The sequence below is a fragment of the Gemmobacter nanjingensis genome, from assembly GCF_014652195.1.
Taxonomy (GTDB): domain Bacteria; phylum Pseudomonadota; class Alphaproteobacteria; order Rhodobacterales; family Rhodobacteraceae; genus Gemmobacter; species Gemmobacter caeni.
The window spans coordinates 89,796-105,404 of sequence record NZ_BMYI01000002.1; the positions used below are offsets into that span (position 1 = coordinate 89,796).

General features: G+C 65.8%; 17 protein-coding genes and 2 tRNA genes. 7 read left to right on the plus strand and 12 right to left on the minus strand.

Features of this window, described 5'->3' with window-relative positions:
* The first annotated feature begins 101 nt into the window (after positions 1-101).
* Positions 102-2,096: an RNA polymerase sigma factor RpoD gene (gene rpoD / locus IE126_RS05465; protein WP_054301091.1), complete on the plus strand. Its 1,995-nt coding sequence runs from the start codon at positions 102-104 to the stop codon at positions 2,094-2,096.
* Positions 2,097-2,161: 65 nt separating this feature from the next.
* Here the strand turns inward: rpoD and IE126_RS05470 are convergent, their stop codons facing one another.
* Positions 2,162-2,644 carry a Hint domain-containing protein gene (locus IE126_RS05470; protein ID WP_054301092.1) on the minus strand — a complete coding sequence of 161 codons (483 nt, stop codon included), beginning with the start codon at positions 2,642-2,644 and terminating at the stop codon, positions 2,162-2,164.
* Between the two features lie 233 nt (positions 2,645-2,877).
* On the opposite strand from IE126_RS05470, the gene IE126_RS05475 reads away from it, so the two are divergent.
* Positions 2,878-2,962, plus strand: a tRNA-Leu gene (locus IE126_RS05475).
* A gap of 26 nt (positions 2,963-2,988) precedes the next feature.
* On the plus strand, positions 2,989-4,323 hold the full coding sequence (tig, locus tag IE126_RS05480) for a trigger factor (RefSeq protein WP_054301093.1): 1,335 nt from the start codon (positions 2,989-2,991) through the stop codon (positions 4,321-4,323).
* A gap of 57 nt (positions 4,324-4,380) precedes the next feature.
* On the opposite strand, the gene IE126_RS05485 is transcribed toward tig, so the two are convergent.
* Together IE126_RS05485 and IE126_RS05490 are read right to left on the minus strand one after the other, a co-directional pair.
* Positions 4,381-5,331, minus strand: a complete 951-nt coding sequence (locus tag IE126_RS05485) for a DMT family transporter (protein WP_189380403.1) — start codon at positions 5,329-5,331, stop codon at positions 4,381-4,383.
* Positions 5,332-5,625: 294 nt separating this feature from the next.
* Positions 5,626-6,306 (minus strand): hypothetical protein, encoded by a 681-nt coding sequence (locus tag IE126_RS05490; RefSeq protein WP_189380404.1) that lies wholly within the window; start codon positions 6,304-6,306, stop codon positions 5,626-5,628.
* A gap of 113 nt (positions 6,307-6,419) precedes the next feature.
* On the opposite strand from IE126_RS05490, the gene IE126_RS05495 reads away from it, so the two are divergent.
* Positions 6,420-6,893 carry an MmcB family DNA repair protein gene (locus tag IE126_RS05495; protein WP_054301096.1) on the plus strand — a complete coding sequence of 158 codons (474 nt, stop codon included), beginning with the start codon at positions 6,420-6,422 and terminating at the stop codon, positions 6,891-6,893.
* Here the strand turns inward: IE126_RS05495 and IE126_RS05500 are convergent.
* The gene (locus IE126_RS05500; RefSeq protein ID WP_054301097.1) at positions 6,874-7,089 is read right to left on the minus strand and encodes a DUF6324 family protein; all 216 of its coding nucleotides are present in this window, start codon (positions 7,087-7,089) and stop codon (positions 6,874-6,876) included. The two genes, IE126_RS05495 and IE126_RS05500, sit on opposite strands and share 20 nt — an antisense overlap.
* Before the next feature lie 211 nt (positions 7,090-7,300).
* Here IE126_RS05500 and IE126_RS05505 point away from each other — a divergent pair.
* A tRNA-His gene (locus tag IE126_RS05505) sits at positions 7,301-7,377 on the plus strand.
* A 90-nt stretch (positions 7,378-7,467) separates the two neighbouring features.
* Here the strand turns inward: IE126_RS05505 and IE126_RS05510 are convergent.
* From IE126_RS05510 to IE126_RS05540, 7 genes are all read right to left on the minus strand, one after another.
* Positions 7,468-7,884, minus strand: a complete 417-nt coding sequence (locus tag IE126_RS05510; RefSeq protein ID WP_189380405.1) for a VOC family protein — start codon at positions 7,882-7,884, stop codon at positions 7,468-7,470.
* Between the two features lie 113 nt (positions 7,885-7,997).
* Entirely contained in the window at positions 7,998-8,525 is a 528-nt protein-coding gene (locus IE126_RS05515; protein WP_189380406.1) for a DsbE family thiol:disulfide interchange protein, read from the minus strand.
* A gap of 1 nt (position 8,526) precedes the next feature.
* On the minus strand, positions 8,527-8,682 hold the full coding sequence (gene ccmD / locus IE126_RS05520; RefSeq protein ID WP_108127248.1) for a heme exporter protein CcmD: 156 nt from the start codon (positions 8,680-8,682) through the stop codon (positions 8,527-8,529).
* Complete coding sequence (locus IE126_RS05525) at positions 8,679-9,410, minus strand: heme ABC transporter permease (protein WP_189380407.1); 732 nt, start codon at positions 9,408-9,410, stop codon at positions 8,679-8,681. The genes ccmD and IE126_RS05525 overlap by 4 nt, the downstream gene beginning before the upstream one ends.
* 51 nt (positions 9,411-9,461) lie before the next feature.
* Entirely contained in the window at positions 9,462-10,118 is a 657-nt protein-coding gene (ccmB, locus tag IE126_RS05530) for a heme exporter protein CcmB (RefSeq protein WP_054301099.1), read from the minus strand.
* Positions 10,115-10,750: a heme ABC exporter ATP-binding protein CcmA gene (ccmA, locus tag IE126_RS05535; RefSeq protein WP_189380408.1), complete on the minus strand. Its 636-nt coding sequence runs from the start codon at positions 10,748-10,750 to the stop codon at positions 10,115-10,117. Before ccmA ends, ccmB begins: the two co-directional genes overlap by 4 nt.
* Positions 10,751-10,832: 82 nt before the next feature.
* Positions 10,833-12,488 (minus strand): ABC transporter permease, encoded by a 1,656-nt coding sequence (locus IE126_RS05540; RefSeq protein WP_189380409.1) that lies wholly within the window; start codon positions 12,486-12,488, stop codon positions 10,833-10,835.
* Between the two features lie 91 nt (positions 12,489-12,579).
* Here IE126_RS05540 and IE126_RS05545 point away from each other — a divergent pair, with 91 nt between their 5' ends.
* Both IE126_RS05545 and IE126_RS05550 read left to right on the plus strand, forming a co-directional pair.
* On the plus strand, positions 12,580-13,452 hold the full coding sequence (locus tag IE126_RS05545) for a hypothetical protein (protein WP_054301101.1): 873 nt from the start codon (positions 12,580-12,582) through the stop codon (positions 13,450-13,452).
* Between the two features lie 7 nt (positions 13,453-13,459).
* Positions 13,460-14,083, plus strand: a complete 624-nt coding sequence (locus tag IE126_RS05550; RefSeq protein ID WP_189380410.1) for a class I SAM-dependent methyltransferase — start codon at positions 13,460-13,462, stop codon at positions 14,081-14,083.
* Here the strand turns inward: IE126_RS05550 and IE126_RS05555 are convergent.
* On the minus strand, positions 14,055-15,416 hold the full coding sequence (locus IE126_RS05555) for a divergent polysaccharide deacetylase family protein (protein WP_189380411.1): 1,362 nt from the start codon (positions 15,414-15,416) through the stop codon (positions 14,055-14,057). The two genes, IE126_RS05550 and IE126_RS05555, sit on opposite strands and share 29 nt — an antisense overlap.
* Between the last annotated feature and the right edge of the window lie 193 nt (positions 15,417-15,609).

Here is a 15,609-nt window from a genome sequence, read left to right on the forward strand (position 1 = left end):
CATGGGAACGGGGGGAAGCGAACGCTGCCCCCTTTCCCCCGGCGTGATTCGCGCTATTGATTCGTAACGAGACGAGACCGATTCGGACCCGAGGAGAACTCATGGTCAAAGACACCGACGACGCCAAGCCCGAGGATCAGGAGACCGAGGTTTCCCTCGACATGAGCCAGGCGGCGGTCAAACGGATGATCGCCGACGCCCGCGAGCGCGGCTATATCACCTACGATCAGCTCAATGCGGTGCTGCCGCCCGAACAGGCCTCGTCCGAGCAGATCGAGGATGTCATGGCGATGCTGTCCGAAATGGGCATCAACGTCGTCGAGAATGACGAGGCCGAGGAAGGCGAGACCGGCAGCGAGCTGGTCGAGACCGGATCGACCTCGCGCGAGGTGGCGCTGGCCGGTGGGCCGGCCGAAACGCTGGATCGCACCGACGATCCGGTGCGCATGTACCTGCGCGAGATGGGCAGCGTCGAACTGCTCAGCCGCGAGGGCGAGATCGCCATTGCGAAGCGCATCGAGGCTGGCCGCAACACCATGATCGCCGGGCTGTGCGAAAGCCCGCTGACCTTTCAGGCCATCACCATCTGGCGCGAGGAGCTTCTGAACGAAGACATCCTGCTGCGCGACGTCATCGACCTTGAGGCCACCTTCGGCCGCAATCTGGACGGCGATGACGAAATGGGCGGGCTGGATGAGGTGGACATGTCCGGGGCCTCCCCGGCAACCCCGCGCCGCCCCGCCAGTTCGGAGCCCGAGCTTGATGCCGACGGCAACCCGATTTCGCGTGCCGATGATGACGATGAAGATGACGATTCGTCGAACATGTCGCTGGCCGCGATGGAAAACGCGCTGCGCCCCCGCGTGCTGGAGATGCTGGAACGCATCGCGCTGGATTACGAGACACTGTCCGAAATGCAGGACAAGCGGATGCATGCCGCGATGACCAGCAGTGGCGCCAGGTTCAGCGTGAACGAGGAAGCGACCTATCAGAAACTGCGGTCGGAAGTGGTGCAGCTGGTGAACGAGCTTCACCTGCACAACAACCGGATCGAGGCGCTGATCGACCAGCTTTACGGCATCAACCGCAAGATCATGTCGATCAACTCGGGCATGGTGAAGCTGGCCGATGCCGCGCGCATCAACCGGCGCGAGTTCATCGACGAATATCAGGGCTACGAGCTGGACCCGACCTGGATCGACCGCATGGCGGCCAAGGCGGGCCGCGGCTGGCAGACTCTGATCGAGAAGAGCCGTGACAAGCTGGAGGATCTGCGGAGCGAGATGGCGCAGGTCGGCCAGTATGTTGGCGTGGACATCAGCGAATTCCGCCGCATCGTTCAGCAGGTGCAGAAGGGCGAGAAAGAGGCCCGTCAGGCCAAGAAGGAAATGGTGGAAGCCAACCTTCGGCTCGTGATCTCGATTGCCAAGAAATACACCAACCGCGGCCTGCAATTCCTTGACCTGATCCAGGAAGGCAACATCGGTCTGATGAAGGCGGTGGACAAGTTCGAATACCGCCGCGGCTACAAGTTCTCGACCTATGCGACCTGGTGGATCCGTCAGGCTATCACCCGGTCCATCGCCGATCAGGCGCGCACCATCCGTATTCCGGTGCACATGATCGAGACGATCAACAAGCTGGTGCGTACCGGCCGTCAGATGCTGCACGAGATCGGCCGCGAACCGACGCCGGAAGAACTGGCCGAGAAGCTGCAAATGCCGCTCGAAAAGGTCCGCAAGGTGATGAAGATCGCCAAGGAGCCGATCAGCCTCGAAACGCCGATCGGCGACGAGGAGGACAGCCAGCTTGGCGATTTCATCGAGGACAAGAACGCGATCCTGCCGCTTGATTCGGCGATTCAGGAGAACCTGAAGGAGACGACGACGCGCGTTCTGGCCAGCCTCACCCCGCGCGAGGAGCGTGTGCTGCGGATGCGCTTTGGCATCGGCATGAACACCGATCACACGCTGGAGGAAGTGGGCCAGCAGTTCAGCGTGACCCGCGAACGTATCCGCCAGATCGAGGCGAAGGCACTGCGCAAGCTCAAGCACCCGTCGCGCTCGCGCAAACTGCGCAGTTTCCTTGATCAGTGAGTGCGCAGACCCGAAATTAAAAAGGCGCCCTGCGGGGCGCCTTTTGCGTTTCCGGGCAGGTGATGTCAGGCCGGTTGCCGCGCGGGTGCCAGTGCCAGTTCCAGACCACCCGCATAAATCACCGCGGGAGCGTCGAATTCCAGCGCGTACAGCGTGGGGGAGGTGGCGGTTTCGTGCCGGATATATTCACCGTCGATCAGCCGGTCGGCGCGGATGATCGCCTGATCGCAGCCTTTCAGGGCCTTGGCGCGCCAGTCACGGATCAGGATGGGCGTCGCGGCGCCGATCACCATATCCTCTTCCGGCTGTTCGACGCCGATGGCCGAAGCCGAAACCCGCACCATGCGCGACGGTGCAACCTGGCGCAGTCCGGTCAGTTGACGCGCGCCATCGCGGGTGATGATCCGGGTTCCCGGCGTCAGATCCTCGACCGCGACGGCTCCGGCCAGCGTCAGCACCGGGGTTCCGGCGGCAATCCCGCAATCGGCCACAGCAAAATCGGTCTCGGCGGCCGCTTGCGCGACACGCCCCTCGGTCACGATGGACATGGGTGACACCTGTTTTTTGTATGTTCTGCTCTTTTCAAGGCAGATTATGGCAGGAATGCGCCCGGCGCGAGGCTTTTCCGCGCCAGGGGCCGCCGATCCTGCCGGACGTGCCCCATTTGCCGCAGCCGGACGCGCGCGATTTTTCCCTCGCATCCGCTGCGGGCCTTTGTTAGAAGGACGCGGAATTTCAGGGCGCGGGCGGCCTCGCAGGGGGCCGTCCGCGTTTTGGGAAAGCGGGTGTGGCGGAATTGGCAGACGCACCGGATTTAGGTTCCGGCGCCGCAAGGCGTGGGGGTTCAAGTCCCTCCACCCGCACCAGAGACGTGAACAAGGACGGAACACTCATGCAGGTCACCGAGACCCTGAACGAAGGTCTGAAGCGCGGCTACACCATCACGGTGACCGCAGCCGAGCTGGACGCCAAAGTCCAGGAGAAACTGGTCGAGGCGCAGCCCGAGATCGAGATGAAGGGCTTCCGCAAGGGCAAGGTGCCGCTGGCCATGCTGCGCAAGCAGTTCGGCCCGCGCCTGCTGGGCGAGGCCATGCAGGACGCCATCGACGGCGCGATGCAGTCGCATTTCGAAGCCTCGGGCGACCGTCCGGCGCTTCAGCCCGAAGTGAAGATGGTGGGCGGCGAAGAGTGGAAGGAAGGTCAGGATGTCGTGGTCGAGATGACCTACGAAGCCCTGCCGCCGATCCCGGAACTGGACGCCTCGGCTGTGACGCTGGAGCGTCTGGTCGTGAAGGCCGAGGATGCCGCCGTTGACGAGGCGCTGCAAAACCTCGCCGATACCGCCAAATCCTTCGATGACCGCAAGAAAGGCTCCAAGGCCAAGGACGGCGATCAGGTGACCATCGACTTCGAGGGCTTCGTTGATGGCGAGGCATTCGAGGGCGGCAAGGGCGAAGGCTATCCGCTGGTTCTGGGTTCGGGTTCGTTCATTCCGGGCTTCGAAGACCAACTGGTCGGCACCAAGGTCGATGACGAGGTCGAAGTCAAAGTGACTTTCCCGGAAAACTATGGCGCCAAGCACCTAGCGGGCAAGGAAGCCCTGTTCAAGTGCAAGGTCCATGCGGTGAAAGCGCCGAAAGCTGCCGATCTGGATGACGAACTTGCCAAGAAATTCGGCGCCGAGTCGCTGGATGCGCTGAAAGGCCAGATCGCCGAGCGTCTGGAAGCCGAATACAAGGGCGCTGCCCGCGCCGTGCTGAAGCGCTCGCTGCTGGATCAGCTGGACGGTCTGGTGAAGTTTGACCTGCCGGGCGCGCTGGTCGATGCCGAAGCCGCGCAGATCGCGCATCAGCTGTGGCACGAAGAAAACCCGGATGTGCATGACCACAACCACGGCAATGTGGAACCCACTGACGAGCACAAGTCGCTGGCCGAACGCCGCGTGCGTCTGGGCCTGCTGCTGGCCGAAGTGGGCCGCAAGGCCGACGTGCAGGTGACTGACGCCGAGATGACGCAAGCCGTGCTGAACGCCGCGCGTCAATACCCGGGTCAGGAACGCGCCTTCTTCGAATTCGTGCAGAAGAACGCCCAGATGCAACAGCAGCTGCGCGCGCCGATCTTCGAGGACAAGGTTGTCGATTTCATCGTCGCCGGTGCCAAGGTCAGCGACAAGGAAGTGTCGAAAGAAGATCTCCAGAAAGCCGTTGAGGCGCTGGACGAGATCTGATCCCGGCGTCAGACCGGATCACGGGGGCCGCATCGCAGGATGCGGCCCTTTTACGTTTCAGGCGGCGGTGGGGGCGGCGGCGCTGCGCTGGTCCTGCGCCTCGCTCCACAGCACGATCAGCCCGGCGCCGCAGATCACCGCGACGCCCAGCCAGCCGATCGCATCCGGCCAGTCACCCCAGACCAGCCAGCCATAGATCACGCCCCAGATCAGCGCGGTATATTCAAACGGCGCCAGCACCGACGAGGGGGCGATGCGATAGGCCTGGGTCAGCAGCGTCAGCCCGGCGGCGGCAATGACGCCACACAGCGCCATCAGCCCCAGATCGCGCAGCGGTGGCATGACCCAGCCCCGCGTCAGGAAATCGAGGCTGGCATGGCCGGATTGTGCCATTTCGCCCGATCCGAACACCGCCGAAAGCGCGAGCGCGCAGAACAGGAAGACCACATTGCCATGAAAGGCCATGGCGGGGGCGGTGAAGCGCGTGCCCTGAATGCGGGTCAGGATCATCGTCATCGCATAGGCGAGCCCCGCCACCACCGGCAAGAGTGCGGCCCAGTCGAACAACGCGCTGCCCGGCCGCAGCATCAGCACCACGCCGCCGAAACCAAGCGCCACTGCGCTCCACCTCAGCGGGCCGACACGCGCCCCCAGCATCACCACCGACAGCGCCGTGATCATTAGCGGGGCCGAGAAGAACAGCGTGACGGTCGAGGCGATGGGCAGTGCCGCCAGCGCGAGGTAATAGGCGGTGTAAGCAGCAAAGTTCAGCCAGCCGCGTGCCGCCATCCGCCACCATCCCGGCGGCACCAGCGTCGCCACACCGCCGTCGCGCAGCACCAGCAGGAACAAGAGCGGCATGGCGGTCAGGCTGCGGATCACCATGGCCTGATGCAAGGGATAGCTGCCCGACAGCAGCTTCAGGATCAGATCCTGCACCGAAAAGACCGCGATACCGCTGCACAGGCAGAGGATACCCAGAAGGGTGGGGCGGGGAATGCGGAACATGGGGCACAGCCTCGGGCGCGTTGGACTGCCCGCAAGCCTAGGGCCATGCCCGGTGATTGCTGCCCCGGTGGCGACAGGGAAAGGGTCGTAAAGTGGCGGGCCCGCAGCGACCGTGGGCGACGGTGTTTTCCCGAGAGCCAGAGGTCTCAGGTGGGTGCCAGGTAACAGGACCAGGATCCTGCCAGAGCCAGCCCCCGTTCGCTTGCTTATCGGCCACTGGAAAAGTGTCCCACACGCGAAGAGCAGCACCCGCCGTTTCCACAGATAGGATGCGGCGGGCGCGACGGCAAGGGCTCAGCCCCCGGTGCGGCGCACCATATGCGTGACAGACCAGCCGCAGGCCCCCATTTCGTTCTGCCCCTCGAATTGCCAGTCCATTCGGAAGCTCCGCGGCGTCAGCAGCACCATGCGCTGCGTGCTGGTCATGCCCTTGATGCTGTCTCGCCCTGACAGTTCGACCGGCGACACGCGGTTGAACGTCGGGGTGTTCGGCGCTTCGGCCTGCGGATTGGCGGCGATCCAGGCGCGGCGCCAGGTATCAGCGCTGAAATCGCCGTTCCAGCGCACTGGAACCGGGTTCTCCTTGTTCAGGGTGCCCTCGATCATGCTGCGCATCATGGCCGTGCCCGCGCCGCAATGCAGGCTGTTCAGGGTGGATCGCGTGACCCAGGTGCCATCCTCGGGCACCAGCGGCCCGTCACAGGCGCCATCACCGCCCGAAACGATGTCGATTTCCTCGGGCGTCAGCGGCGACCATGTGCCAGCGTCGCCGTCCTGGAACACAAAAACCATGCCGTCGGCGCCCTGCGGCGGCGTCGCGCCCATGACAATGCCGATCTCCTCGGCGCTGAGCGGCGATTCGGAGCAGGCGCAGCCCTGTTGCAGGGTGCAGTCGGCCACCGTGATTGCAAGGGCGGGCAGCGGCAGCGACGAAAGGGCAAGCGGCAAAAGACGGGTGATCGGGATACGGGACATGAAATCTCTCTCTCAATGAACTGCGGGCAGGCTGGCCAAGGGGCGCCATGCTGTCAACCCTTGGGGTGCAAGGGGGGCTTGCGAAATGTTCCCTTTTCGTTCAATATTTTCCCATGGATGACACTGTCGCACTTCCGCCTCCGACGCCCGGCCAGCGCCTTGCGCGCGGGGTTTGCCGCCATTTGCTGAGCCACGGCTTCGCCACGGTCGAGGAGCTGGTGCCCGCGCCAGGTCTGCGGGTCGATGTGATGGGGCTGGGGCCGAAGGGCGAGGTCTGGGTGGTCGAATGCAAATCTTCGCGCGCGGATTTCGCGGCAGATCGCAAATGGCACAATTATCTGGAGTGGTGTGACCGTTTCTTCTGGGCGGTGGATGCCGATTTCCCGACCGGCCTGCTGCCGCCCGACAGCGGGCTGATCGTTGCCGATGACTACGATGCCGAAATCCTGCGGATGGGGCCGCAGGCGCCGCTGGCGGCAGCCCGCCGCAAGGTCATGGTACAGAAGTTCGCCCGCCATGCCGCGCTGCGCCTTCAGGCGCTGCGCGATCCGGCTGCGGTGGGCAAGGTCAGCGCTTTTTCCCCTTAGGGGCAGGGGCGCCCATGGCGCGGGCGGCCTCGGCGGCGGCGCGCAGTTCCTCGGCAATCTCTTCGGCCTCGTCCGGGTCGAAGTCCAGCGGCAGGTCGATGCCGCCTTCCGCCTCGACATAGATTCGCACCATGCCCTGATCGGTCGGGCCGATTTGCAGGTTGGCGGCGATTTCGCTCTGGTCGTTGATACTCATGGCATTCTCCGTTTTCCGATTTCGTGGCCCGGAGCGTTTCAGGGATACCCTCAATCGCCAAAACCCTGACACATCTTCGATGCTTACGGGCTTTTTACGATGTTTCATGGCTCGGGTAATTCCCGAAACGCTTTAGCGCCGAAAAACCATCATGGCAAGCGCGCGAGGGGGGTTGCATTCCCCCGCGCAGGGGGCTACATCGCCCGCAAGTGCCGACTTAGCTCAGTTGGTTAGAGCACCAGATTGTGGATCTGGGGGTCCCCCGTTCGAGCCGGGGAGTCGGTACCATCAGCACTTGCATCGCCCGCCGGATCGAGCCGGCCTTGTCGCCGAAACATAGGGCGCGAGGATGCTGTGATTGGCGTCTGCACCCAGATATCACCCTTCTCGTCCGGGTTCGTTCGGATCGCTGGAGAACAGGTCAATCTTGTTGCCCTGAGGGTCGCGCAGATACGCCACATAGAAATGCGGTCCGTAGGCGGCGCGGAAACCCGGCTGGCCCTCGTCCGATCCGCCTGCGATCAGTGCTGCGGCGTGCAGGTCGCGCACCTGCTTCTGGCCGCGGACCATGAAAGCCACCATGGTGCCATTGCCAGCCGAGGCAGGGCGCCCGTCGAAAGTGGGTTTGACGTAGAAATCGGGCGCGGGGCCGGATGCCCCCGGCGCGGCGGGAAGCGTGTAGCTCAGCCCCTCCGGTCCCTCCTCCAGAGCGTAGCCCAGGGCGGGCAGGAGGGCTGAATAGAAGCGTTTCGCGCGCGCGATATCGTCCGCGCCGACCGTGACATAAGCGATCATGGTTGAGGGGTCCTTTCCGTCGCTACGCTATCCGGGCAAGGATAGCGTATTGCTCGCGGAAAGCATGACCGCCTGCACAGGGTGACGGGCCTTTGCCTCAGGGTCAGCGGCGGTTATTCCGCCGCCTTGGCCAGTGCCGGGCGAATGACCCGCTCAAGCTCCTGCGCCGTGATCGGACCGGCGTAACGCAGCACCACCTTGCCCGCGCCGTCGATCACAAAGGTTTCCGGCACGCCATAAACACCCCATTCCAGCGCCATGCGGCCGCTGTCGGTGCCGATGGCGGTATAGGGATTGCCCAGCTCGGCCAGAAACGCCTCGGCCTGATCGGGCTTGTCCTTGTAGTTCACGCCAAGGATGCTCACGCCTTCGGCCTGCAACTGTTTCAGCATCGGATGTTCGGCCCGGCAGGGCGCGCACCAGCTTGCCCAGAAGTTCAGGAGCTTCACCCCCGGCGCGGTCAGCGCCTCGTGCAGCAGTGCGGGATGATCGCCCAGCGTGCCCACCTGCACGACAGGCGCCGCCCGCCCGACGAGCGTCGAGGGTAGGGCGTCAGGGTCCTCGCGCTGCATCCCCAGCCAGAACATCGCTGCCAGTGCCGCGAAAACCAGCGGCGGCAGGATCATCAGGATACGCGACATGTCATTTCCTCCCGGCGCGCGCCTCGACAGCATCAAGCGCGCGTTTCATCCGCCGCGACCGCCAGATGGACAGCGCGACAATGGCGGCGATCAGACCAATCGCCACCGCATAAGAGCCAAGAACCGGCACCGCATATTTGCCAAGATCGGGCATCATGCCAGCCTCTCCCGTGCCGTCAGCACCGCCAGACGGCGGGCGCGGATTTCCGTGACGGTGCGCAGCAGCACCAATGCGACGAAGGTCAGGATGAAGCCCGCGATGCAGACGATCAGCGGCCAGTAATAGGCCGGGTCCAGCGGGTCTTTCTCGCCCACCTTCATGATGGTCGAATCCTGATGCAGCCCCTGATTCCAGAATTTCACCGCATAACGGCTGAGTGCGGCGAAGACCGACCCCACGATGCACAGCACGCTGGTCAGGTCGGCTGCGGTATCGGGGTTTTCCACCGCCTGCCACAGCGCAACATAGCCAAGGTAGAACAGGAACAGGATGAGGAATGAGGTCAGGCGCGGGTCCCATTCCCACCACGTCCCCCACATCGGTTGCCCCCACAGCGCGCCGGTCACCAGCGCTATCAGGGTGAAGGTCATGCCCAGCGGTGCTGCGGCACGGGCGGCCAGCGCGCTGACATGGTGGCGCCGCACGATCCAGACCAGTGAGGTGACCAGCATCATGCCCCAGACATTGATCGCCATCATGGCGGCGGGCACATGGAGGAAGATGATCTTCACCGTCGCGCCCTGTTTGTAATCATCGGGCGTGAAGAAGAACCCCCAGACCAGCCCGCCGACCATGCAGATCGCGGCCAGCAGGCTGACCACAGGCAGAACCCGTGCGGCGGTCTGCATGAACTTCTTCGGATTGGCATATTCCCAGAGCGACATGGGGCCTCGCTAAATCCAGTTTCGTTGTGCGGCAAGCGGCATCGGGCAGGATCACCGCAGATTGATGCGCAGGGCAAGCGCCGAGGCGAAGGGCAGCACTGCCGCCGCGCCCAGTGTAATGCCCGCCAGCAGCAGAAGTGGCACTTCCACCGCCATCCCTGCCGCGCCGCGCTTGACCACTTCGGCGCCGAAGATCAGCGTCGGTACATAAAGCGGCAGGACCAGCAGGCTCAGCAGCAGGCCGCCGCGTTTCAGCCCCACGGTCAGCGCCGCGCCGAAGGTGCCGATGACCGACAGGGCAGGGGTTCCGAGTGCCAATGAGGCGACGAGCCAGAAATATCCCTCACCGGGCAGATGCAGCAGCACCCCCAGCACCGGCGCGGCAAGCGTCAGCGGCAGCCCGGTCACCAGCCAGTGCGCGGCGGATTTCATCGCCACCGCGCCTTCTAGCGGGATCGGCGCGGTGGCCAGAAGATCGAGCGAGCCATCCTCGAAATCCAGCGCGAAGATGCGGTCGAGGCTCAGCAGGCAGGCCAGCAGCGCGCCGACCCACAGGATGCCCGGCGCGATCTTGGCCAGCGTCCCGCCTTCCGGGCCGACGCCCAGCGGCACCAGAACCGCGACCAGCAGGAAGAAGGCAAGGCCAAGTCCAAAGCCGCCCCCGGCGCGCACCGCCAGCCTCAGGTCCCGCAGCAGAAGGGCGATCATGCGAAAGCCTCGTCAAAGTCGGAGGCCGTGCCCGCCGCTTGCCCGCGCGCCTTGAAGGGGGTCAGGTCCAGCACCCCGGCCTCGGTCAGGCCAAGGTCGATATGGGTCGCCATCAGCGCGGCGCCGCCTTCGGCCAGATGGCCGCGCACCACATCGGCGAACAGCGCGACCGAGGCGGCGTCCAGGCTGACGGTTGGTTCATCGAGCATCCAGACCGGACGACCCGAGACCAGCAGCCGCGCCAGCCCCAGCCGCCGCTTCTGCCCGGCGGAAAGGTTGGCCGCGCTGCGGTCGCGCAATTCGCGCAGGTTCATGCGGTTCAGCGCGGTTTCAACCCGGTCGGTGCCGTAGATCGCGGCCCAGAAGGCAAGGTTTTCGGCCACGCTCAGCGTCGCTTTCAACCCGTCGGCATGGGCGGCATAGGCGATGGCCTCGGGCGGCAGGCCGATGTCGCCCGCAACGGGCGGCTGCAAACCGGCCAGCGTGCGCAACAGGGTGGTCTTGCCCACGCCATTCGGCCCGCGCAGCACCAGCGCATGCCCCGGGCGCAGGGTGAAGCCCACGCCCTCCAGCACCACCAGCCCGCCGCGCGCCACGGCAAGGTCAGATACCCGATAGTCTTTCGCCGTCATGCGCCTTTCCCGGTTTCCTGCCCTGCCTAGCCGATTGCGCCGCCCGCGCAAAGCGAAAGCGGCGGCATGCGACAAAGGTGCCTCAGCCCTCGTTCCGGGCAACCAGAAGCACGGCGATCAGCCCGACCCCCATCACCAGCAGCGCGGCGGGTGCGGCCTCGCCCAGCCGTTCGAGGCTGGCCAGTTCAAACACCCGCGTCGCGAGGGTGTTATAGTTGAAGGGGCGCAGCAGCAGCGTGGCGGGCAGTTCCTTCACGCAATCGACAAAGACCACCAGCAATGCGGTGGCAACCGAACTGCGCATCAGCGGCAGATAAACGTCGCGCAGCACCCGCGCAGGGCTGCGCCCCAGCGCCCGCGCCGCCAGCGGCAGATTGGGCGAGACGCGGCCAAAGGCGGCATCCACCGCCCCCTGCGCGATGCCGAAGAAGCGCAGCGCATAGGCCAGCACCAGCGCGGCGGCGGTGCCGGTCAGCAGCAGGCCCGGATCCCAGCCTGTGGTCGCGGCGAGGGTATCGGCCATCCAGTGATCAAGGGCGGCCAGCGGGATCAGCAGACCCAGCGCCAGTACCGCACCGGGCGCGGCATATCCCAGCGCCGTGATCGGCAAAATCCAGCGTGGCAATCCGCGCCCGCGCAACCGCAAACCATAGACCATGATCAACGCCGCACCGACGGTCAGCAGGGCGGCCAGCCCGCCGGTGATCAGTGTATTGACCAGCGCGCGGCCCAGACCGGGCGAGACCCAGGCTTCGGGCTTGCGGATGGCGTGGCCGGTCATCACTGCCACCGGCAGCACAAAGCCCATGGCGAAGGGCAGCGCACAGGCCACCGTCGCCAGCCAGCGTTGCGGGCCCCGGATCGGTTGCGGCTCTACCGGGCGGGCCTGCCGGGCCGAGCCATGGAAGCGGGCATTACGGCGGCTCCAGCGTTCCAGCCCCAGCAGGAGCACGATCACCGTCAGCGAGACGCCCGCGATCTGGGCCGCGCCCCCCGCATTGCCGGTGGTCAGCCAGGTGGAGAACAGCCCTGTCGTGAGGGTCTGAACCCCGAAATGCGTCGCCGTTCCGTAATCGGCCACCGTCTCCATCAGCGCGAGTGCCACGCCTGCGGCAATGGCGGGCCGGGCCAGCGGCAGACCCACGCGGAAAAACACGCTCCAGGGGCCGGACCCCAGCGCGCGCGCCACCTCGTAACAGCCGCCCGATTGTTCGCGGAAGGCCGCGCGCGCCAGCAGGAAGACATAAGGATAAAGCGCCGCCGACAGCACGACGATGGCCGCACCCTCCGACCGCACTGTCGGGAACCAGTAGTCCCGCGCACTGTGCCAGCCCATCAGCGACCGCAGGCCGACCTGAAACGCACCGGAATAATCGAAGAAATCGACCAGCGCATAGGCGCCGACATAGGCCGGAATCGCCAGCGGCAGCAGCAGCGCCCTGTCGAAGAACCTTGCGCCCGGAAAGCGGTACATCGTCACCAGCCATGCAGCGCCGGTACCAACGGCGGCCGTCAGCAGCCCGACCCCCAGCATCATGCGACCCGTCGTCGCCAGATAGCGCGGCATCACGGTCGCCATCAGATGTGGCCAGATGTTTTCCGTCGGGTGGAAGGCAATCCAGACCACGGACAGGACGGGCGCCAGCACCACAACCCCGATGACCACGGCGGCCAGTGTCCAGACATCGGGCAGGCGCGGCAGTCTGAAAGGCTGTGACTGAGTCTTTTGCTCGGGCATCATCAGGCCCGATTACAGGAAAGCGGTTTATCTGTCCAGAAAACCCCGTATATTCAGCATCAACGAGCAGCAACTGCCAGAACAGAGCCAAATGCGTATTGCCTATCACCTCGGGGTGCATTGCACCGATGACGACCGTCTGGTGCGGACCCTGCACCGCAACGCCGGGCAGCTGGCCGCGGTCGGCATCGAAGTGCCGGAACCGGGGCGCTATCGCAACCTGATCCGCGACGCGGCGATCCAGCTGAAAGGGCAGCCCGCCAGCATGGAAATGCAGGCCAATCTGCTGGATCAGATCATGGATGCCGATGCGGCCGACCGGCTTGTCCTGTCATGGGAGAACTTTCTGTCCTTCCCTGCCTGGGCGGTGAAGGGGCGGTTCTATCATACCGGCGGCGACCGGATGCGCACGATCTGCCAGATCTTCCCCGAGATCGGGGCAGAGTTCCATCTGGGCCTGCGCAACCCCGCCACCTATCTGCCGGAACTGCACCGTCGTCAGCGGGGCCGCGATTATGCCGAGTTCATCGAGGGCACCGACCCGCTGAGCCTGCGCTGGTCCGACCTGATCCTGCAACTGATTGACCGCAATCCCGGCGTTCCGATCACCGTCTGGGCGGACGAGGATACGCCGCTGATCTGGCCCGAGGTGCTGCAGGCGGTGTCGGGCCATCCCTCCGGCATGTATCTGGAGGGCGCGGATGATCTGCTGGGCACGGTGATGACCGTGGACGGCATGAGCCGGATGGCCGCCTATATGGAAAAGCACCCGCCGCAGGGCGTGGCGCAACGGCGTCGGGTGGTTTCGGCATTCCTCGACAAATTCGCGCGGCCCGATGTGGTCGAAATGTCCTTTGCCCTGCCGGACTGGACCGATGACATGGTCGCGGTGATGACCGAAACCTATGACCGCGACATGGCCTATATCGCAAGCCTGCCCGGCGTGACCATGATCACGCCCTGAGCCGGGTATGGCTGGCGATCCCCGGACCCGGCTGTTCTACGAAACACAGGCTGCGCGCTATGCGGCCGAAGGCAGCGCCCGCCCGCATCCCGCCCTTGCCGGATTTCTGGCCAGGCTGGCGCCCGGTGCGCATATTCTGGAACTGGGCTGCGGCGCGGGCACGGACGCGGCGGCCATACTTGCCGCAGGGTTCGGGCTGGACCCGACCGATGGCAGCGCCGCCTTGGTGCGGATCGCCTCTGAACGGCTGGGGCGCCCCGCGCGGCTTTTGCAGTTCGATGCGCTGGAGGCAAATGCGGCTTATGATGCTGTCTGGGCCAATGCGAGCCTTCTGCATGTGCCGCGCCCGGAATTGTCCGACATTCTTGCCCGTATCCGTCGCGCCTTGCGGCCCGGTGGCCTGATGTTTGCCAGTTTCAAGACCGGCGACGCGGAAGGGGCGGATGCGCTGGGGCGATACTTCAACCAGCCCGATCCGGCCTGGCTGCTGGCCGCCTGCGTGCCGGGCTGGGAACTGGTGGCCCTGACCTTGCGCCGTGGCGGCGGTTTCGGCGGCGTGCCAACGCAATGGCTTGCGTTGACGCTGCGGCGCCGCCAGCCGGTTACTGGCCCTCGGCCAGAACGGCGGTAAGCGGCGCCAGAGCCACCGATCCTGCACGGCCCTCGACCGACCATTCCAGCAGCGCCGCGATCGTGTCGGGCGCGACGGTGCCATAAACGACCACCTTGCCGTCCTGCGCTGCCTTGAAGGCCGCGCGATCCAGATAGCGGCGCATGACCGGCACGCTTTCGCCCTCGCCGTCGATCTGGCGGAACATCACCGCCGCAGGCACCGACTCGCGCCGGGCGACCTGATCGGCGGCATTCAGCCCCCGGTCGAAGGTGACTAGGCCACGCCCCTGATCCTTGATCACCGGCACCACGTCGCTCGCCAGCTTGCGGTCGTTCTGGAACCCGCCCTGCGGCAGATCCACCACGGCCACCGCCTGCGGCAGCGTATCGGCATTTGCGGCGAAAGTGACCTGCACATCGGCGGCGGTGGCCCCTTTCGGCAGGCCGGTCGCCAGCATGGCCACTTCCTTCCCGGCGGTGCGATAGGCGCCTGCAATCTCTTCGGCATCCGGTGCGGCCGGGTCCAGCGCGATGGTCACCGGCAGCGGCAGCGCGGCAATGGCGGCACGGTCGACGCCCGGCAGGCCGTTATCAGCCAGAACGATGGCGTAAAGCGGCTTGGCGGCGGGATTGTCGAAGGGCATCGCATAACGGATCAGCGGGCGCGGATCATCGGCCAGATCCGGCTCTGTCGCGGCGGGATCGGCCGGGGGGGCCACGTCAATCGCGGGCAGGCGGCCGGTGGTTACACCATCGACCGTGCCGGTCAGTCCGGGTTGCGGCCGGTCCAGCAGGGGTTCTGCCGGGGCCTCGGTCTCTGCCTCCGCAGGGGCTTCGGGGGCAAGCGGCGAATGGGCCGGAATCTCATCGGGCAGCGCGCCCTCGTCGACCGGGGCCAGCATCGCTTCTTCCTCGGGCGTCAGAGGCGGAACCGGCGGCGGCTCGGCGGCAGCGGGGGCCGCATCGCTGTCCGCCCCGGCTTCTGGCAAGGCGGGTTGCACCGGCGCGGCAGGCTCTGTGGCGGGGGCCAGTGCCAGATCCGGGGCGGCGGCGGGTTCCACCGGGCGCTGCGGCGCCTCCGGGGCTTCGGAGGCAGTCGGCGGCGGCGCTGCCTCTGCCATGTCCGGCTGTTCGGGGGCGGCAGGTTCTGCCGCGGGCACGGTGGCAGGGGCCGCCGCGGGGCTTTCGGCGGGTGCGGCCTCAGGCACCGTGACCGGCGGCGCATCCACATTGGCGACCTCGGCTGCCGGGGCCGGACGCCCGGCCGGGGGCGGCGCCAGTTGCGACAGGACACCAAGGCCCAGCACCCCCACGATCCCGCCTGAAATCACGCCTGACAGAAACCCGCGCATATCTGCCTCCACCGCTCTGGCGGTTGTCCCGCCCATCCGCTTTGCCCTGACGCAGCAGCTTGCCGCCGCGCACTTCGGTTCCTGTATAACGCGGCACTGCGCGGGGTTCACCCCCCCTTGCAGCACCTTTCTGCGCCCGCACGGTATCCACGCCGCCGGAAATGCGAAAGGCCCCGGATCGCTCCGGGGCCCT